The sequence below is a fragment of the Piscinibacterium candidicorallinum genome (assembly GCF_047549485.1).
Taxonomy (GTDB): Bacteria; Pseudomonadota; Gammaproteobacteria; order Burkholderiales; family Burkholderiaceae_C; genus Piscinibacterium; species Piscinibacterium candidicorallinum.
Window position 1 is genome coordinate 3,444,550 of the sequence record NZ_CP180191.1, and the last position, 19,472, is coordinate 3,464,021.

17 protein-coding genes are annotated in these 19,472 nt (G+C 64.5%); 4 read left to right on the forward strand and 13 right to left on the reverse strand.

Annotation, left to right across the window (positions count from 1 at the left end):
* Positions 1–67: 67 nt before the first annotated feature.
* The 5 genes from ACMDW7_RS15540 to ACMDW7_RS15560 all read right to left on the reverse strand — a co-directional run bounded on the left by ACMDW7_RS15540 (position 68) and on the right by ACMDW7_RS15560 (position 6,987).
* A complete protein-coding gene (locus ACMDW7_RS15540) occupies positions 68–1,612 on the reverse strand; it encodes a polyamine aminopropyltransferase (RefSeq protein ID WP_377304232.1) in 1,545 nt (514 codons plus the stop codon).
* Between the two features lie 346 nt (positions 1,613–1,958).
* Complete coding sequence (locus ACMDW7_RS15545; RefSeq protein ID WP_414859574.1) at positions 1,959–3,479, reverse strand: DUF4178 domain-containing protein; 1,521 nt, start codon at positions 3,477–3,479, stop codon at positions 1,959–1,961.
* A gap of 143 nt (positions 3,480–3,622) precedes the next feature.
* On the reverse strand, positions 3,623–4,681 hold the full coding sequence (locus tag ACMDW7_RS15550) for an SPFH domain-containing protein (RefSeq protein WP_377302826.1): 1,059 nt from the start codon (positions 4,679–4,681) through the stop codon (positions 3,623–3,625).
* Positions 4,682–4,745: 64 nt separating this feature from the next.
* The gene (gene speD, locus ACMDW7_RS15555; RefSeq protein WP_377302824.1) at positions 4,746–5,144 is read right to left on the reverse strand and encodes an adenosylmethionine decarboxylase; all 399 of its coding nucleotides are present in this window, start codon (positions 5,142–5,144) and stop codon (positions 4,746–4,748) included.
* 10 nt (positions 5,145–5,154) lie between these two features.
* Positions 5,155–6,987 carry an ABCB family ABC transporter ATP-binding protein/permease gene (locus ACMDW7_RS15560; RefSeq protein WP_377302822.1) on the reverse strand — a complete coding sequence of 611 codons (1,833 nt, stop codon included), beginning with the start codon at positions 6,985–6,987 and terminating at the stop codon, positions 5,155–5,157.
* Positions 6,988–7,034: 47 nt separating this feature from the next.
* Here ACMDW7_RS15560 and ACMDW7_RS15565 point away from each other — a divergent pair, with 47 nt between their 5' ends.
* From ACMDW7_RS15565 to ACMDW7_RS15580, 4 genes are all read left to right on the forward strand, one after another.
* Positions 7,035–7,847: an SDR family oxidoreductase gene (locus ACMDW7_RS15565; RefSeq protein WP_377302820.1), complete on the forward strand. Its 813-nt coding sequence runs from the start codon at positions 7,035–7,037 to the stop codon at positions 7,845–7,847.
* Positions 7,848–7,864: 17 nt separating this feature from the next.
* Positions 7,865–8,269: an acyl-CoA thioesterase gene (locus ACMDW7_RS15570; RefSeq protein WP_377302818.1), complete on the forward strand. Its 405-nt coding sequence runs from the start codon at positions 7,865–7,867 to the stop codon at positions 8,267–8,269.
* 247 nt (positions 8,270–8,516) lie between these two features.
* Complete coding sequence (locus tag ACMDW7_RS15575; RefSeq protein WP_377302816.1) at positions 8,517–8,951, forward strand: universal stress protein; 435 nt, start codon at positions 8,517–8,519, stop codon at positions 8,949–8,951.
* Between the two features lie 25 nt (positions 8,952–8,976).
* Complete coding sequence (locus ACMDW7_RS15580; RefSeq protein ID WP_414859575.1) at positions 8,977–9,825, forward strand: hypothetical protein; 849 nt, start codon at positions 8,977–8,979, stop codon at positions 9,823–9,825.
* A 5-nt stretch (positions 9,826–9,830) separates the two neighbouring features.
* On the opposite strand, the gene ACMDW7_RS15585 is transcribed toward ACMDW7_RS15580, so the two are convergent.
* The 8 genes from ACMDW7_RS15585 to ACMDW7_RS15620 form a co-directional block, all read right to left on the reverse strand.
* The gene (locus tag ACMDW7_RS15585) at positions 9,831–10,559 is read right to left on the reverse strand and encodes an SGNH/GDSL hydrolase family protein (RefSeq protein ID WP_377302812.1); all 729 of its coding nucleotides are present in this window, start codon (positions 10,557–10,559) and stop codon (positions 9,831–9,833) included.
* 158 nt (positions 10,560–10,717) lie between these two features.
* Complete coding sequence (locus ACMDW7_RS15590; protein WP_377302810.1) at positions 10,718–11,494, reverse strand: enoyl-CoA hydratase; 777 nt, start codon at positions 11,492–11,494, stop codon at positions 10,718–10,720.
* A 39-nt stretch (positions 11,495–11,533) separates the two neighbouring features.
* Positions 11,534–12,376 (reverse strand): alpha/beta fold hydrolase, encoded by an 843-nt coding sequence (locus ACMDW7_RS15595; RefSeq protein ID WP_377302808.1) that lies wholly within the window; start codon positions 12,374–12,376, stop codon positions 11,534–11,536.
* Positions 12,363–13,250 (reverse strand): alpha/beta fold hydrolase, encoded by an 888-nt coding sequence (locus ACMDW7_RS15600; RefSeq protein WP_377302806.1) that lies wholly within the window; start codon positions 13,248–13,250, stop codon positions 12,363–12,365. The genes ACMDW7_RS15595 and ACMDW7_RS15600 overlap by 14 nt, the downstream gene beginning before the upstream one ends.
* A 34-nt stretch (positions 13,251–13,284) precedes the next feature.
* A complete protein-coding gene (locus ACMDW7_RS15605; RefSeq protein ID WP_377302804.1) occupies positions 13,285–13,863 on the reverse strand; it encodes a hypothetical protein in 579 nt (192 codons plus the stop codon).
* A 2-nt stretch (positions 13,864–13,865) separates the two neighbouring features.
* Positions 13,866–15,065 (reverse strand): acetyl-CoA C-acyltransferase, encoded by a 1,200-nt coding sequence (locus ACMDW7_RS15610; RefSeq protein WP_377302803.1) that lies wholly within the window; start codon positions 15,063–15,065, stop codon positions 13,866–13,868.
* 18 nt (positions 15,066–15,083) lie between these two features.
* Positions 15,084–17,504 (reverse strand): 3-hydroxyacyl-CoA dehydrogenase/enoyl-CoA hydratase family protein, encoded by a 2,421-nt coding sequence (locus tag ACMDW7_RS15615; protein WP_377302801.1) that lies wholly within the window; start codon positions 17,502–17,504, stop codon positions 15,084–15,086.
* Positions 17,505–17,628: 124 nt separating this feature from the next.
* Positions 17,629–19,443 (reverse strand): acyl-CoA dehydrogenase C-terminal domain-containing protein, encoded by a 1,815-nt coding sequence (locus tag ACMDW7_RS15620; RefSeq protein WP_377302799.1) that lies wholly within the window; start codon positions 19,441–19,443, stop codon positions 17,629–17,631.
* Between the last annotated feature and the right edge of the window lie 29 nt (positions 19,444–19,472).

The following is a 19,472-nucleotide window of genomic DNA, read 5'->3' on the forward strand; positions in this document are numbered from 1 at the left end:
CCATGCGGTTCTTCAGGCAGAAATGGCTGGAAAGGCGCATGGAACCTGCGGAGAGCATGTGTAGCGCCTAGCGCGCGGCGCGCCGCCACTCGGCCTCGAAGGTGCGCACCAGCACCTGCGTATCCAGCCGGTTGACCTCGGCCGCCACGCGATCCATGTCAGCCGGGAAGTTGAAGAGATCCGGCACCCGCTCGGCGGTGAGGAACTTCAAGCCCGCCGGCACGGAGGACGGTGGCGCGTACCGGCGGTGGCCGCCGATGACAAAGCCCCATTCGCCAAAGCTTGGCACCGGGGCGTGATAGGGCGCGGTGGCCAGACCTGCCGCTTCTAGGGTGGTGACGATCGTCCAGAACGCCTTGCGCGCATGCAGGGGGCTGGTGGCCTGCACCGCCACAAAACCGCTTTGCGACAGATGCCGCGCCACCGCCTCGTAGAACGTGACCGTGTACAGCTTGCCCAGCGAGAAGTTGGACGGGTCCGGCAGGTCGATGATGATCGCGTCGAACATCTCCTTGCTGGTATCCAGCCAGACGAAGGCGTCCTCATTGATGACCCGCACCTTGGGGCTCTTGAGTGCGCCATCGTTCAGGGTGGACAGGAAGGGATGGTCGCGGAACAGCTCGGTCATGCGCGGATCCAGGTCCACCAGGGTGATCTGCTCCACATTCGGGTAGCGCAGGATTTCGCGTGCCGCCAGGCCATCACCCCCGCCGAGTACCAGCACGCGCTTTGCGCCGGGCAGCGCGCTCATGACCGGATGCACCAGCGCCTCGTGGTAGCGGTATTCGTCGCGCGAGCTGAACTGCAGGTTGCCGTTCAGGTACAGGCGCACGTCGTCCCGGTGGCGCGTGATCATGATGCGCTGATACAGCGTGCTCTCGACATGGATGATGTCGTTGCCGTACATCAGCTGCTCAGTGCGAGTGGACAGCCAGTTCGAACCCACCAGGCCCGCCGCGCAAAACGCCGTGGCGGCAAATGCACCCAGCCACCACAGACCGATGTTGCGCAGCTCCTTGCGGAACAGCCACACGCAGCCCACACCCACCAGCGCATTGATGAGGCCGAAGAAGAAGGCGCCCCGGATCAGACCCATCTGCGGCACCACCACCAGCGGAAAGGCCACGCTCACCGCCAGCGCACCCAGGTAGTCAAAGGTCAGCACATGACTGACGAGATCCTTGAGCGACAGGCGCTCCGACAGAATCCGCATCACGAGCGGAATCTCCAGCCCTGTGAGAATGCCCAGCAGCGCCACCGTGAGATACAGCGCCACCCGGAAGCTGTCTGGCGCAAAGGCGAACAGCAGGGACAGGCCCGCCGTGGCCGCACCGCCAAACACGGCAATCAGGATCTCGATGCGGATGAAATTCTCGATCTCGCGATCCAGAAACCGGCTCATGGCACTGCCGATGCCCATGGCAAACAGATAGGTGCCAATAACTGTGGAGAACTGCAGGATCGAGTCGCCGAGCACGTAGCTGGCCAGGGCTGCGGCGAGCAGCTCGTAGGCCAGGCCGCAGATGGCGACAACGAAGACCGATGCGAGCAGCGCCAGGGCGACGCCGCGCTGACGGGTGGCGTGCTCGTCGGCGGATGAATCAGCAGACACCTGGTTCAAGCGTGCGAAGCCTCTTTCAAGCGAGCCTCGCCGACTCGTGCTCGCCTGGAGAAATGAAAACTAAGAAGCAGTCCGGCAAGCCCAGGGACTGCAATGGCAAGCAAAGCGCAAACGCGAGCGTTGTCCAGTTCCAAAGCCCTCGCGACCCGATACACGACCCAAGCTTGAGCCAGCCAAGACGCCGCAATGAACAGAAAATTCACAGCGATCCAACTGGGTGCTCCCGGAGTTGCAACATGACCCGAGTGGAAGGCGGAATAAATCTGAGTCGCGCCGACGATCATCGGAGTGACCAGTACACGCATGGCAGCAATCATCCGGTTGACTTCAACCAACGTCACTTATGCCCCCCGCCAAACCCGCCGCTTGACCCGCGTGAATACGAGCTGCCCGAGGACGACGAGCAGTTCTCGTAGCGCGGGTCGCAGTCGCGACGCAGGCTGAGCAGGATGATGATGATCAACACAACAATCGCGATCAGGATGATCATCCCGCAGCCGATGCCGGCACTCGCGCCCGAGCCGGGCGGTACGGCGCCAAAAGCTGGTGTGCCATGCGAGCCGCCGGCCTCCGGCACGTTCACGCCAAAGGCCTTGGAGAGCGCCGCGCCGGTGGTCTTGGTCAGCTTGGTCCACGTCACCTCATTGCCGGTGCGCTCCATGCTGATGTCGGAGTCGCCCATGCGGAAGGTCTGGTACCAGGCCTTGTCGCCCTGCTTGGCGCGCCAGCTGAATTCGCCCAGCACGTAGTCGGTGACCGCCGTGCCGTTCTCGACGAGGTTGTAGCCCTTGCCCTCGTACACCACGGCACCGCCGGAGCGCTGCTCCGGTGTGGTACCGGTGAGCTCGCCGATCTTCCAACCATCCTCGCCGCAGGTCAGCCAGACGTACTGCCCGGTCTTCTCCTCCAGGGCGACATATTCGTCCCAGAAGTAGCGCTCGCCGTCCTCGACCACATAGCGCTGCAGGAAGCCGACAATCTGCAGCTTGCGACCATCGAGCGCGCCCTTTTGCCCAATCGGCAGCGGCGGTTCGATGACCTCCGCGCCGCTGTACTTGGCCAGCAGGGCCACGCCGCCCTGCTCCACGCCCACGGTGCTGTGGCAGCTGCTGCAGGTGATCGACTTGGTGTCTGCGCGCTGGATGGTGATGCCGGCACCGCAGTTGGGGCAGTCCACGGTGCGCGTTCCGCCCTTGCCGATCTCCTTGACGCGCACGTCGCGCAGGCCGCTCATCTTGAGCTCGGCAAAGGGCACGTCGCGGCCGATGAAGACTCTGGGTGCGCCCGAGTCTGCTTCTTCAACCGCGTTGGGGTACTCCAGCGTGGCAAAGACGTTGTGGCCGACGCCGCGCAGATCCACCACCGGCACCTTGGTGCCCGGCTCGATCTTGAAGGGCAACTCGCCCTGCCCGCCCACGAGTTGCGCCTGCGTCAGGTAGGCGACTTCGTAGCGATTGCCTTCGATCGCGATCTGCTGACCAGGCCGCAGCTCCATGAAGCGCGGCAGGCTCGCGCCCGCGCCTTCGCGCTCGATGACCATAGTCGAGCGGCCATTGAGCTCACTGAGCCAGCCGCTGCGGCCGTTATCAAAGAGCACATGCCACTCGTTCCAGCTGCCGTCCTCGTAGCTGAACTGGGTACGGCCGACCACCTGGAAGTTCTGCTGCAGGAAGGTGCCGGAGGCGCCGATCTGCACGGGCGAGGCGTCGTCGAGCAGCTGGGCCATCTTGCCCATGAGCTCGAGCTGGTCGTCCTTGCGCACGACCGTGGAGGAGCAGTATTCGCAGACGGCGTAGGTCGAGACCGAAGACTTGAAGGTCACCGGTGCGCCGCAATTGGGGCAGGCTGCGCGATACACGCCGTGGGGTCCCTGATTCAGTGTTCTAGGTGGACGAAGGCCCGCGCATCAGCGCGGGCCTAGATTTCATGCGGTTCTTCAGGCCAAAACGGCTGGAAATCCGCATGGATACTGCGGAAAGCACTTTCAAACGTGCTTCTGCTTCAAACCAGCTTCTTCAGCAGCTCTGCCTTCTTGGCCGCGAACTCTTCCTCGGACAGGATGCCCTTGGTCTTGAGGTCGTGCATCTTCTCGAGGGTTGCCATCACGTCTTCCGGCTTCACTGTGGCTGCGGGCGCTGCAGCGCCACCGGCTGCAGCCGCAGCCGCCGCCTGGTTCTGCGCGCTCATCGGATTCATGGCGCCTGCCATCCCCTGAGCCATCATCTGACCCATGGCCAGGCCGATGCCCATGTCCGCCGCCGTGCCCGCAATACCGCCGCCAGGGTTGGCGGCAGCCACGGGGATGGCAGTACCCGTTTGGTACTTCAGGAACTGGTCCATATTGCCGACCATGTTCATGCCGATGCGCTTGTCCAGAATCGCTTGCAGCTCTTCCGGCAGGCTGATGGAGGCGACCTGCACCTGGTCCAGCGCCAGACCCAGGCGCTCGAACTTGGGTACGAGGTTTTCCTTCAGCAGGTTGCCGAACTCTTCCTGATTGGCAGCGAGGTCCAGGAACGGAATGCCCGAGGAGCCGCACATGTCGGCAATGCCGGTCAGGAACATGGTGCGCAGCTGACCGTCGAGATCATCGACGGTGTAGACGTCACGCGTACCGGAGACTTCCTGGTGGAACTTCTTCGGGTCGGCAATCTTGAAGGCGTAGTTGCCGAAGGCGCGCAAGCGCACCATGCCGAAATCCTTGTCGCGGATCGTCACGGGCTGTTGCGTGCCCCACTTGCGGTCCAGCTGCAGGCGGGTGGAGAAGAAGTAGACGTCGCTCTTGAACGGGCTCTCGAACAGCTTGTCCCAGTTCTTGAGGTACGTGAGGATGGGGATGGTCTGCGTCGTGAGCTTGTACATGCCCGGGGCGAAGGCGTCTGCGGCCTTCCCCTCGTTCACGAACACGGCCATCTGGCTCTCACGCACGGTGAGGCTGGCGCCGTACTGGATTTCCATGTCGGCCATCGGGAAGCGCCACGACAGCACGCCATTGCTGTCCTCCGTCCACTGGAGGATGTCAATGAACTGTTTCTTGATGAATCCCTTGAGATCGAACATGGCGGCGCGTCCTTTCTGTACGTGAATGCGGCCGGTGCGCAAGGTGATGCGCGCAATGGCGACGTTATAGCGCCGGGTCCTGCGCCTGCGTCAGCGCGCCGCGATGAATTGCCCGCTTTTCGGTATGAAGGGGCCCAAAAGCCGCCAGAAGCCGATCGATCAGCGCGTGGGCCTTGGCGGAGTTGTCTTCGGTCAGGTTGCACACATAGGCATCGAGCGTAACGGCCGCCAGCTCCGGCCAGGTATGCAGAGCCAGATGCGATTCCGCCAACAGCACGGTGCCCGTCACCCCGCCCGGCTGCCCCTCGTGCGGCGGGAAGGTGTAGAAGATGGCGTCCAGGGCCTGCAGGCCGGCTGCCTTCACGGCGCCTTCGGCCAGGGTGCGCAGCTGCGCCGCATCGGTCATCAGCGTGGACTCGCAGCGGCAGTCATGCAACTCGGCCATGAGATGCAGTCCGTTCATGCTGAGCCCTTCATGCAACAAGCTCCTCGGCGCGCGCGTCGTCCTGCTCCTCACCGCTCTGCAGGGCCCACATGCGGGCAAAGGCGCCGCCTGCACTCACCAGTTCGTCGAAGCGGCCGCGCTCGATCACCCGACCCGCCTCCATCACCACGATCTGATCAGCATCCACGATGGTCGACAGGCGATGCGCGATCACGAGCGTGGTGCGGTCGGCCGAGATCGCCTTGAGCTGGGCGGCGATGGCCTGCTCGGTGCGCGAATCGAGCGCCGAGGTGGCTTCATCGAAGATCAGGATCGGCGGGTTCTTCAGCAGGGTGCGGGCAATCGCCACGCGCTGCTTCTCGCCACCGGAGAGCTTCAGGCCACGCTCGCCCACGACCGTGTCATAGCCCTGCGGCAGGCTCTGGATGAAGTCGTGGATCTGCGCGGCCACTGCAGCGGCTTCGATCTCGCTCTGTGTCGCGCCCGGTTTGCCGTAGGCAATGTTGTAGGCAATCGTGTCATTGAAGAGCACGGTGTCCTGCGGGACGATGCCGATCGACTTGCGCAGGCTCTCCTGGGTCACGCTGCGGATGTCCTGGCCGTCGATCCGCAGCGCACCCTGGTTCACGTCATAAAAGCGGAACAGCAGGCGCGCCAACGTACTCTTGCCCGCACCGCTGGCACCTACCACGGCGCAGGTGGTGCCCGGTGCGATGCGCAGGTCCACACCCTGAAGGATTGGGCGCTCCGGGTCGTAGGCAAACCCCACCTGCTCGAAGACGATCTCGCCGCCGCTGACCTGGAGCGGCCGAGCGTCCGGCGCGTCGCTCACCTCGCGGTTCACATGCAGCAGATTGAACATGCGCTCCAGATCGGCCAGCGCCTGCTTGATCTCGCGATACAGCACGCCCAGAAAGTTCAGCGGAATGAAGAGCTGGATCAGGAAGGCATTGACCAGCACCAGATCGCCCACGGTCATGCGCCCGGCCTGCACGCCCACCACGGCCTGCCAGACCATCAGCGTGAGCGCGATTGCGATGATGAACTGCTGCCCCGCATTGAGCAGATTGAGCGATTGCTGGCTGCGGATGGCGGCGGCCTCGCTCTTCTTGAGGGTTTCGTCATAGCGCTCGGACTCGAAGCGCTCGTTGTTGAAGTACTTGACCGTCTCGAAGTTCAGCAGCGAATCCACCGCCTTGCTCTGCGCGCGGGTCTCCAGCTCATTCCATTCGCGGCGCATCTTGGTGCGCCAGTTGGTCATGCTCACGGTGTAGATCACGTAGGCCGTGAGGCTGCCGGCCACGATCGTGGGAAACACCCAGCCGAACTTGTGCGCGAGGATGCCGATCACCAGGCCCAGCTCGATGAACAGCGGGAAGATCGAATACAGGGTGTAGGAGATCAGCGTGGACACGCCGCGCACGCCATGGTCAATCTCGCGCGTGACCTGCCCTGTGCGGCGGGAGAGATGAAAACGCAGCGACAGGCTGTGCAGGTGGTCAAAGGACTGCCGCGCCAGTGTGCGCACCGCCCGCTGCGTGACATTGATGAAGAAGAACTCGCGCAGCTCCTGGAACAGCGAGGTCATCAACCGCGCGGCGCCGTAGGCCAGCACCAGCGCAAAGGGCACGGCAACCAGCATCGAGACCCCGGGCAGGGTAAGCCGGTCCACGATGTCCTTCAGGATCAGCGGCACGCCCACGTTCGCAAACTTGGCCGCGATCAGGCAGGACAGCGCAAACGCCACCCGGCCCTTGTAGGCCATGAGGTAGGGCAGGAGCGAGCGGATCACCGCCCAGTCGGACTGGTGGCGGTTTTGAGCGGGAGCAGCAGGTTCTAAGCGAGTGGCAGCGCGGCGCATAATCGCCTGCATTATCGGTGGGTCAGGAATCGAGCTTGGGGGCGAGCGTGAGTTTTCAAGGCAAACACATCATCATCACCGGCGCCTCCGAAGGCATCGGCGCAGAACTGGCGCGGCAGCTCGCCGCCGAGAAGCCCCGCCTTACCCTGGCCGCACGCCGTCTGGACAAGCTTGACGCCGTGGCTGCCGAGTGCCGCGCACGCGGCGCAGAGGTGCTCACGGTGCGCTGCGACGTGGGCATGGAGGCCGACTGCCGCGCGCTGATTGCCCAGAGCACGGAACGCTTCGGAGCCATCGACGCGCTGGTGAACAACGCCGGCATCTCCATGCAGGCGCGCTTTGACGCCATTCCGGACACGCGCATCTACGACGACCTGATGCGCATCAACTTCATGGGCGCGGTGTGGTGCACGCATGCCGCGCTGCCTGCGCTCAAGCAGACGCGCGGCCTCTTGGTGGGCGTGAGCAGCCTGGCGGGCCTCGTGGGCGTGCCCGAGCGCAGCACCTACTGCGCCACCAAGCACGCCATGGCCGGCTTCTTTGATGCCCTGCGCATCGAGCTCGCTCCCGAGGGCGTGGATGTGCTGATGGTCTACCCCGGCGTAGTGGCCACGCAGATCCGCCAGCATGGCTGGAACGAGCGCGGCGGGGCGCTCGGCTACAGCGGCCTGGACGAAGCCGGCGCCATGAGCGTGGAAGAATGCGCGGCCCAGATCGCCACCGCCATGCGCGGCCGCAAGCGCGAGCTCGTCATGACCGCCAAGGGCAAGCTCGGCCGCTTCATGAAGCTCATCGCACCCGGCCTGGTGGACAACATGGCGCGCGCCGCGCTGAACAAAGAACGCCCAGGCCAACACTGAAAGCACCTACCCAAGCCATGACCGACCACCACACCTCCCTGCCCGCCGGCAAGATGCCCGTGCTGCGCGTGATGCCCATGCCCTCGGACGCCAATATTCACGGCGACGTGTTCGGCGGCTGGATCATGGCGCAGGTCGACATTGCCGGCAGCCTGCCGGCCGTCAAGCGCGCCAACGGCCGCGTAGCCACCATCGCCGTGACCAGCTTCACCTTCAAGCAGCCGGTGTTCGTGGGCGATCTGCTGAGCTTCTATGCCGAGGTGGTCAAGACCGGCAACACCTCGATCACGGTGCACGTGGACGTATACGCCGAGCGCAACCGGCTGGATACGGAGGTCGTGAAGGTCACCGACGCTGAGCTGGTCTATGTGGCCACGGATGAGTCCCGCAAGCCGCGGCAGCTGCCGCCGCTTCAGGCTTGAAATGAAATATCATTTTCGGACAGAATTTTGCTTCAACCGAAAAGGCTGATTTCCTCAAATTTCATGCGGATCTCTGCCGATGTATTAACATTTTTCAATCAATATCGGCCAGAATTAGTCAAGTTCGTGCTATCTCCGCAGCTTGCGGCCGATCAATGCACGGACAGTCGGCGCGATCTACGCTGAACCCATCGCAGACCGGCGCGGGCTGCATCCCGGCCCGGCCGCACAGACGGAGGAGCCCGCCATGTTCAAGCGTTTCCTGATCCCCACCGACGGTTCCGAGCGCTCGCTGTCCACCGCCCGCGCGGCCCTGGCGCTCGCCAAGGAATCCGACGCCACCGTCCATGTGGTGTCCGTCTACGACCCCGTCCCCGTCACCATGATGGCCGAGTACCCCCTGCCCACCATGAACGACTACCAGGACGTGCTCAAGGCCCAGGCCCAGAAGGCGGTGGACAGCGTGAAGGCGCTGGCCGACGCAGAGCAGGTGGCCTGCGCCTGCACCGTCATGGCCAGCGGCCTGACCTACCAGGCCATCATCGACACCGCCAAGCAGCACGGCTGCGACCTCATCGTCATGGCCAGCCACGGCCGCCGCGGCATCGGCGCCATGCTGCTGGGCAGCGAGACCCAGAAGGTGCTGACGCACTCGGATATTCCGGTGTTGGTGTATAGATGATCGTCGCCCGGGGCTGAACCCATATTTGCAGATGACCACGCCAACACCAGACGAGAAGGGCTACTACCGAATCGATCAAGAACCGATCACCCCAGTGATCGAGTTACTTCGAACGCTCGAGACGATCCCGAAGCTTTCGATCACCGGTATTCAGACCGTCGGCATTGACCACGCGCGAGAGATGCGCCGCCTGAAGGCAGTCGACCAAGTCTGGCTTTGGTGTAACACGACACGAGACGCGCTGTCAGAACTCGTGATGCTGCCGGGCCTCCGGGTACTTGACGTTCTTTCCTTGGAAGGCTCAGCCCGGCTTTCGGGCTTTTCCCACGCGACTGCGTTGGAAGAGGTTCGGATCAATCACTATCTAAAGGCGGAGGACGTCCTCGATGTGGCGGGATGCAGCACAATCAAAGAACTCGGTATCCAAAGCGCGACCCTTACACCCGCGGTTGTAGACGCGCTGATTGCCCTGCCGAACCTCGCGTCTTTGGATGTTGAGGGCACGAATCTCGACGACCCAATGCTTGAGTGCTTGTGCAGCAAGCGTTCGCTGACCCAGCTTGACATCGGAGCAACCGCCATCACGCGACGCGGCCTTACGGCAGTGTGTGCGTCGATGCCGCAACTACACAGCCTTGACCTGTGGTCGACCAAGCTCACACTCGATGACCTGCAATTGCTGACCAAGCTACCAAAGTTGGAGTACCTCTCGGTCGGCGACTTGGAAGGCTTGTGCGATTGGGATCAAGTGCTTCTGACTAGGCTGCTGTTGGATCTCCCGGCACTAAAGCGAGTTTGGATTGACGGCGTGGAGATTGACAACGCACATCGAGAGATGCTCTCGACCAAGCTTGAACGCGTCATGGTGACCTGATCGCATCAAGCACTTACTTGCTCGATGCAATGCGTCAAGTGTTCTGCCAAGCGCTGCGCCACCCGCGCATACAGCGCAGGCCCCGGATGGAACCCATCCTCGCTCATGAGCTTCGGGTCCATCACGCCATCCATGGAACAGTGGCTGACCAGATCGGCTCGGCGCTCGGCCCAGCGTGCCTGAGCGCGGTTGTTGCGCTCGGCCATCAGGCCGGCCCACCAGGCGAGGGGGTGCGGCACGCTGGGAAACTGGTCGATTGGCGGCAGTGAGGGGAATACCACCTGCCGGGCACCCGTGCGTTCGCGCAGCAGCCGGGCGATGCGCTCGCGGTAGAGCAGCGCGCGGTGCAGGGGCACCTGCTTGGTGATGTCATTGACCCCGGTGATGACGATGGCCACGTCCAGCGCTGGCAGGGCCTCGGCGGCGAGCATCTCGTAGGTCTGGATGGAGGTGTTGCCCGTGCGGGCGATGAGCTGCCACTCCACGCGGCCGCCAGTCTGGCGGGCAAGCTGCTCCGCAAGCGGCACGATGATGGCTTCATCCTGGGTGCGGGCGCCCACGCCCGCAGCGCAGGAATCACCGGCCAGCAGCAGTCTGAGTGTGTGCGGACCGCGCCCGGCTGCACCAACGCGGGGCCCGTCGGCCTCCGGCAGCTCCAAGGCGGTGCGGCGCAGGTAGTTGGCTTGAGTAACGAGCACCGGCTTCAGGGCGGTGCGTGCAGCGGCATAGAGCATGGCAGGCCTCCGTCACACGGCCCGCCCCCTGATGTGCTTCGTGCGCTCCTTTTTGACTGTCTCCACCGCGCAGGCCGTGCACACACTGTATGCATCGGCCGTGCCAGGTGACCATCCGGGATGCCCCGGAATCACCTTCCGTTACATCCCGGTCGGGCTCAACCGAAGCGGGAAAAGTCCGGCTTGCGGCGCTCGAAGAAGGCCGTGGAGGCTTCCTTGAATTCCTCGCTGCGCAGCAGCTTGCCGAATTCGGCGGCCTCGGCGGCGATGGTTTCATCCACCAGCTTCTTCTGCGCAGCGCGCATCAGGCGCTTGGTGGTGCGCACGGAGCTTGGCGGCAACAGGTTGAAGCGCTCGGCGCGGCCCTGGGCATAGGCTTGCACTTCTTCAGGCGGCAGCACGCGGTTGACGAGGCCCATGTCCATGGCTTCCTGGGCGGTGAAAGGCTCGCCGAGCAGCAGCTTCTCGGCCGCGCGCACGTGGCCGATGGTGCCGGGCACCAGCAGGCTGGAGGCGTATTCGGCGCACAGACCCAGGCTCACGAAGGGCATGGAGAATTTGGCGTTGTCGGCGGCGTAGACCAGATCGCAGTGCAGCAGCAGGGTGGTGCCGATGCCCACGGCTGCGCCATTGACGGCGGCCACGACGGGCTTCTCGGCCTCCTTGAGCGCCTTCATGAACTGGAACACGGGCGAGTCCAGCCCGGCCGGCGGCTTCATCATGAAGTCTTCGAGGTCGTTGCCGGCGGTGAAGATCTCTGGCTGACCGGCGATCAGGATGGCACGCACACTCTTGTTGTCCTGGGCGTCCCAGAGCGCATCGCTCATGGCCTCGTACATGTCGGCCGTGATGGCGTTCTTCTTGGCTGGCCGCGCGATCTCGATGCGCGCAACGTTGTTGGTGATGCTGGTTTGGATGTAGGGCGTATCGCTCATTGCAGGTCTCTCGTTGGAATGCGCTTGGGCGTGGTGTGTTCAGAAGCTGGCCAGAAGCTGCGGGATTTTCGGCCAGAGCGTGGCGGCGAACTGCTCACGGAAGAAGCCGAAGTGGCCGATTCGGCGGGCGCCGACGTCCTGCGGCGCAATCCGCTCGATGCGCCGTGCACTGCCGGTATAGAAGTCCACCAGGGTCTGGGTGCCGCGCAGGGTCATCATCTCATCATCGGTGATGGACAAGGCCACCAGCGGAAACCTCGCTTTCGCAAATGCGTCGGCCAGTCCCGGCTCGGCACCCACGTGGTAGCGCGGATTCAGGCACCACTTGCGCCACTGCAGCATGACGCCGGCCGGCACATCGCCCACCTTCTTCAGGCGCCTGCCGGGGAAGTAGCCGAACAGGCGGGTGAACAGGGGCACGGCCACGTACCAGAAATACAGCACCACGCGCTTGGTGGGCGGGGCGTTGTCGCGCCAATAGCCGCTGCCGGCCGCCACCGACACCAGCCCGGCAATCCGGTCCTTGTTGCGCAGCATGCCCGGCAACTGCGCACCCAGGCTGTGGCCCACCACATACAGCGGCTGATCAGGCGAGCGCTCGGTCAGCAGGTCGATCATGGCCTCGTAGTCGCGCGCCCAGTCGAACAGGTCGGCCTTGAGCTGCGCCAGTGACCCTGCGGGGCGCGATGCACCCATGCCGCGGTAGTCGAAGGTGGCCACGGTATAGCCCCGCCCATGCAGCCATGCCGCAAAGGCGAAGTAGTAGTCCTGCTTCACGCCCATGGCGGGCGGGAGCAGCACAGCGCCCTGCGCCTGGGTGGCGTGCCACAGGTGGGCTCGCAGGGTCAATCCATCATCGGTCTGGACATCAATGGCTTGCATCATGCGCCTCCGGGAGGAAGAGATTGCGGCCGTCGTTCAACCAGGCGACCACGCGCGGCCAGAGCGTTGGTCCGTTGTCTTTTCTGAAGAAGCCCATGTGGCCGATGCGCGCCAGCCCCAGCGCCTGCGGCGCAAGGTGCGCACGCTGCACCGGCGCATTGCGGTAGTGGCGGTGCAGATCATCCACAGCCGGCCGCTGAATGGCCGCATCGTCCGTGAAGCTCAGGGCAAGCAGCGGGCAGCGCACGCGGTCAAACCGCGCCTGCATGTCATAGGCCGGATCGGCAAACCAGTAGTCACGCAGCTTGAGCCAGCGCGACCATTGCAGGGCCACGCCGCGCGGCAGGTTGCCCACCTTGCGGATCGGCTTGCCCGGAAAGAAGCCAAACAGACGCGTGTACAGCGGCATGGCCACGTTGCCGAGAAACCAGAGCGCCCGCCCGCTCCGCGGGTTCAGGCCGGGGTAGCCGCTGCCGCACGCCACGGTGAGCGCACGCTCAACCGAGAGCGCGGAGGCCGTCGCACCAAAGCTCATGCCGCCCAGGCTGTGCCCGACCAGATACACCGGTGCGCCATGGGCACGGCGCCGGGCTTCGTCGATGGCGGCGGAGACGTCCTCGCGCAGCCAGGTTTCCATGTCAGTGTCGCTGGCGCGAGCCTCGTGCGCCGTGCCTGACTCGATGCCGCGGTAGTCAAAGCACAGCGCGCCAAACCCCTCCTGCTGCAGATACTCGCAGAAGGCCGCGTAGAAGCGACGTGGGGTGGACAGCGCCGGGGCAACCACCACTACGCCGCGGGATGCATTGCCTCGGGGCGCGAACCACGTGGCCGAAACCGGGATGCCTTGAGGGCAGGAAATCCTGAGCTGATCCATGACTGACACCCCGCAACAGAGACAGACGGCCGTACTACTTTTGGCTCGCATTCATCTTTTCTGCCCGCGCCTTGGCCTCCGCGAGCGAGGGGACCCCGCGGGCTGCACGCATAGCGACGGTCACCGCAGACTCGTCGACCTGGTAGAGCTCTATCCGGCCGGACTCATTCATCTGGACGAATTGCGTCCCCCACCATTGCGGCTTTCCCTGCCGCATCAACAGCCGATCCCACGCAGCAGCCGTCAGCCAGGCCGCAGCTTTGTGGGTCGGCTTCAGCCGGGCGGCTACCGTCGCAAGCGAATAGGCAAGCTCCGCGTCTTCAAGCGAGTCGCCATGCTGGAAAACCAGCGCGGCAGCGTAAAAGTCGTCACTGGTTCTGGCTCGTCCAGTGTTCAGAACTTCAAGTACGCGGGCGCGGCGGGCCGCATCACGCAGGGCGACGACGGACCAGTCGATCTCGGCGGCGCTCCGTCGTCGATCTGCTTGGTCCGCGGCCACCAATTCCGCAAGCTCTGCGTCATTCTTCGGCGTCTCAGCGACAGCCGGCAGCATGGCGAGCGCCGCGACCGCGACGCCCAGAGAGAACATCGCAGGTCGCAGCGCCTTGAGCATGCTTACACCCGCTCGATGATGCCGGCGGCACCCATGCCGGTGCCCACGCACATGGTCACCATGCCGTACTTCTGGTTGGTGCGGCGCAGGCCATGCACCACCGTGGCAGCGCGGATGGCACCGGTTGCGCCCAGCGGGTGGCCAAGGGCGATCGCACCGCCCATGGGGTTGACCTTGCTCGGGTCCAGACCGAGGTCGCGGATCACGGCCAGGGACTGGGCCGCAAAGGCTTCGTTGAGCTCGATCCAGCCGAGGTCGTCCTGCTTCAGGCCGGCGGCGCGCAGGGCGGCCGGAATGGCCTCCTTGGGGCCGATGCCCATGATCTCGGGCGGCACACCGCGCACGGCAAAGCTCGTGAACTTTGCGAGCGGCGTGAGGTTGAACTGCTTGAGGATCTTCTCGCTCACGACGATCAGTGCGCCAGCGCCATCCGACATCTGCGAGCTGTTGCCGGCCGTGACGCTGCCCTTGGCGGCAAACACCGGGCGCAGCTTGGCCAGACCCTCGAGCGAGGTGTCGGCGCGGGCGCCTTCGTCCATGCTCACGGTCTTGGTCTTGACAGTGACATCACCCGTGGCGAGGTTGGGGAACTTCTCGATCACCTCGATCGGCGTGGTCTCGGCGCTGAAGTAGCCCGCGGCCTGGGCGGCCAGGGCCTTCTGGTGCGAGGCCAGCGAGAAGGCATCCTGGTCTTCGCGGCTGACCTTCCACTGCTGGGCGACCTTCTCGGCCGTCATGCCCATGCCGTAGGCGATGCCGACGTTCTCGTCCTTCTCGAAGATGTGCATGTTCATGCTGGGCTTGTTGCCCATCATCGGCACCATGCTCATGCTTTCGCAGCCGGCGGCGATCATCGCATCGGCCTCACCGACGCGGATGCGGTCGGCCGCCATGGCCAGGGCGGTGATGCCGCTGGCGCAGAAGCGGTTCACGGTCACGCCGCCCACGGTATTGGGCAGGCCGGCCAGCAGCACGCCGATGCGCGCCACGTTCAGGCCCTGCTCGCCTTCGGGAATAGCGCAGCCGACGATGGCATCCTCGATCACCTTGGGGTCAAGGCTGGGCACCTGGCCCAGTGCTCCGCGCAGTGCAGCGACCAGCAGGTCGTCCGGACGCAGATTCTTGAAGCTGCCCTTGGGCGCCTTGCCGATGGGGGTGCGGGTGGCGGCGACGATGTAGGCGTCTTGAACTTGCTTGCTCATGAGATTCTCCTTCGCGCCTTAGTTGCGGACGGGCTTGCCGGTTTGCAGCATGCCCATGATGCGTTCCTGGGTCTTGGGGTGGGTCAGCAGACCGCAGAAGGCCTTGCGCTCCAGGGTCATCAAATACTCCTCACTCACCATCGAGCCGGCTTCCACATCGCCGCCGCACATCACTTCGGCAATGGTCTTGCCGAGGTGGAAGTCGTGCGCGGAAATGAAGCCGCCGTCACGCATGTTGGTGAGCTGGGCCATGATCGTGGCCACACCGGCGCGGCCGGCCACCGGGAAGAGCTGCTTCATCGGCGGGCGGTAGCCGGCATCGTGCATGGCCTTGGCCTCGCGCACCGCCACGTACAGCAGTTCGTAGGGGTTGAAGACGACCTTGTCGCTCCACAGCAGGTAACCCATGCTGCGGGCTTCGAGCGCGCTCTTGGCCACGTTGGCCATGCCGGCATTCAGGAAGTACTTGGTCACGAAGGGCAGCAGCGGCACTGGCGTGGCGGCCGGTGCGGCGCTCCACTCCTCGGCGGCGCGGCGGGCGCCATAGGTCAGTCCGCCCGCGCCGGGGATCAGGCCCACGCCCACTTCCACCAGACCGATGTAGGTCTCGAGATTGGCCACACGGCGGTTGCAGTACACGGCCAGCTCGCAGCCGCCACCCAGGGCCAGGCCGCTCAATGCTGCCACGGTGGGCACGTTGGCGTAGCGCATGGCCAGCATGGCGTCCTGCAGCTTCTTCTCTTCGGGCTCGATGGCCTTGGCGCCGCCCTTCATGAAGGTGGGCAGCATGGCTTCGAGGTTGGCACCGGCTGAGAAGGCACCGCCGTCCAGGGAGGTCGGGCTCCACACCACGATGCCCTTGTAGGAGGCTTCAGCCAGGGCCACACCCTTGAAGATGGCTTCGGTGGCGCCCGGGCCGAGGGTGTTCATCTTGCCGCGCAGCGACAGGATCAGCACATCGGCCAGGCCGTCTTCGGCCAGGGTCCAGAGACGCGCTTCCTCGTTCTCGAACACCGTGTTGCCGGCGGTCTTGGGGTCGATCGTGGTCTGACCGAGCACGGGCGCGCGGAACACCTGGCGGCGGTACACCGGCAGTTCGCTCGCGGGCACGTAGGCCTTCTTGGTCACGGACCAGGAGCCGGCCGGCGTATGCACGCCGTCCACCTCGAACACCCAGGCGGGCAGCGGCTGGCTGGAAAGCGCCTTGCCGGCGGCAATGTCTTCCTTGATCCACTCGGCGACCTGCTTCCAGCCGGCAGCCTGCCACAGCTCGAAGGGGCCGAGCTTGTTGCCGAAGCCGAAGCGCATCGCAAAGTCCACATCGCGTGCGTTGTCGGCGATGGATTCGAGATGGATGGCGCAGTAGTGGAACGTGTCGCGCAGGATGGACCACACGAACTGCGCCTGCTTGTTGTCGCTCTCGCGCAGCAGCTTCAGGCGCTCGGCCGGGTCCTTCTTCTTCAGGATGCGGGCGACGGTTTCGTCGGCCTTGCCTCCACCGGCGACGTACCCGCCCGTGGCAAAGTCCAGACGCTGGATCTCCTTGCCAACCTTCTTGTAGAAGCCGGCACCGGTCTTCTGGCCCAGGGCACCTGCGGCGATCAGCCTGGCCAGGGGCTCGGGCGTGGCGAAGTGCGCGGCAAAGCTGTCTACAGACGCCGGCAGGTTGTCCTGCATGGTCTTGATGACGTGACCCATGGTGTCCAGACCGACCACGTCCGCCGTGCGGAAGGTGGCGCTCTTGGCGCGGCCGAGCTTCTCGCCGGTCAGGTCATCGACCACATCGACCGACAGGCCGAACTTCTGCGCCTCGGCAAAGGTGGCGAGGATGCCGAAGATGCCCACGCGGTTGGCGATGAAGTTGGGCGTGTCCTTGGCGCGCACCACGCCCTTGCCCAGGGTGCTGGTGAGGAATACTTCCAGCTGGTCGAGGATGTCGGCGCGTGTGGTGGCGGTGGGGATCAGCTCCACCAGGTGCATGTAGCGCGGCGGGTTGAAGAAGTGCACGCCGCAGAAGCGCGCCTTCAGTTCGCCTTCGAATCCATCGGACAGCTTGGTGATCGACAGACCCGAGGTGTTGGTGGCGAAGATCGCGTTCTCGCCGATGAAAGGCGTGACCTTCTTGTAGAGATCATGCTTCCAGTCCATGCGTTCGGCGATCGCCTCGATCACCACATCGCACCCCTTGAGCAGCTCGAGGTGCTCTTCGTAGTTGGCGGGCTGGATCAGATCAGCCAGCTCGGGCGTGCCCAGCGGTGCGGGCGAGAGTTTCTTGAGGTTGGCGATGGCCTTTTCAGCGATGCCGTTCTTGCTGCCTTCCTTGGCGGGCAGGTCGAACAGGATCACGGGCACCTTGGCATTGACGCAGTGCGCAGCGATCTGCGCGCCCATCACGCCGGCACCCAGCACGGCGACTTTCTTGACGATGAAGTGGCTCACTTCATTCTCCTGGATCGGTTTGAGGAGGGCTTTCCGCTTGTCCGGCGCGGCTCTTCAGGCACTTTGGCCTGAAGAGCCGCATGGATGCTGCATCCAGCCCTTGAAGTGCGGGCTTGCGCCGCGCTCAGAACAACTCTTCGGGCAGGGCCATCAGTGTGGCGCTGCCCGCACGGGCCTTGCGGATCTCGCCCGCGGTCTCGGGCAGCAGCTTGGCGAAGTAGAAGCGAGCCACGGCGAGCTTGGCGGTGTAGAACGGGTCGACCTTGTCGCCCTCGGCGTTGACCTTGTCGAGCGCAATCACGGCCATGCGCGCCCAGAAGTAGGCGTACACGAGGTGACCCACCACGCGCAGGTAGCTCACGGCGGCGGCGCCCACTTCGTCGGCATTGCCCATGGCCTTCATGCCCAGCTCCATGGTCAGCTTGGTGACCTTGTCGCCGATGTCGGCCAGGGGGTTCACGAACTCGGCGTACTGCTCCTTGGTGCCGTAGGTCTCGACGAACTCGGTGACCATCTTGCCGAACTTCTTGAGCTTGGCGCCGTTGTCCATCAGCACCTTGCGACCGATCAGGTCGAGCGACTGGATCGTGTTGGTGCCTTCGTAGATCATGTTGATGCGGGCATCGCGCACGATCTGCTCCATGCCCCATTCCTTGATGTAGCCGTGGCCGCCGAAGACCTGCAGGCAGTCGCTGGCGCAGGTCCAGCCGTTGTCGGTCATGAAGGCCTTCACGATCGGCGTCATCAGCGCCATCATGTCGCCTGCTTCCTTGCGGGCGTCTTCATCGGGGTGCTGGAACTGGATGTCCTGCTGCATGGCCACCCAGTAGCCAAAGGCGCGGCCGGCTTCGGCGTAGGCGCGCGCGGTCAGCAGCATCTTGCGCACATCGGGGTGCACGATGATCGGGTCGGCCGGCTTGTCGGTAGCCTTCGGGCCGGTCAGGCTGCGGCTCTGGATGCGGTCCTTCGCGTAGGCCACGGCGTTCTGGTAGGCCACCTCGGTCAGGCCCAGGCCCTGCATGCCCACGCCCAGACGCGCGCCGTTCATCATCACGAACATGGCGTTCAGGCCCTTGTTGGGCTCGCCCACGAGCCAGCCCGTGGCGCCTTCCAGCACCATCTGGCAGGTGCTGTTGCCGTGGATGCCCATCTTGTGCTCGATGCCGCCGCAGTAGATGCCGTTGCGTGCACCCACCGTGGCGCTCTCGCCCTCGCCCACCGGCAGGAACTTCGGCACGATGAACAGGCTGATGCCCTTGGTGCCGGCGGGTGCATCGGGCAGGCGCGCGAGCACCAGGTGCACGATGTTGTCGGCCATGTCGTGCTCACCGCTCGAAATGAAGATCTTGGCGCCGGTGATCTTGTAGCTGCCGTCGGCCTGCGGTTCGGCCTTGGTGCGCAGCATGCCGAGGTCCGTGCCGCAGTGCGGCTCGGTCAGGCACATCGTGCCCGTCCACTCGCCCGAACCCAGCTTGGGCAGGTAGAGCGACTTCTGGGCCTCGGTGCCGTGCACGTGCAGGCACTCATAGGCACCGATCGTCAGGCCGGGGTACATGCTCCAGGCCTGGTTGGTGGAGTACTGCATCTCATAGAAGGCAATCTGCAGCAGCGCGGGCAGGCCCTGGCCGCCATACTTCGGATCCAGCGCCAGACCCTGCCAGCCGGCCTCGCGGAACTGGTCGAAGGCTTCCTTGAAACCCTTGGGCGTCTTGACGGTGCGCGCGTCGCGGTCGAAGGTGCAGCCTTCGGCGTCGCCGCTCTGGTTGATCGGCAGCAGGACTTCGGCGCAGAACTTGCCGCTTTCCTCGAGCACCTGGTTCATGGTGTCGGCATCGACGTCCTTGAACGCGGGCATCTGCTGGTAAGTGTCCATCACCTTGAGCAGCTCGTGCAGGACAAACTGCTGGTCGCGCAAGGGCGGGGTGTACTTCTGCGTCATCGACTTGCTCCTCGGAGGATGGTCTTTGG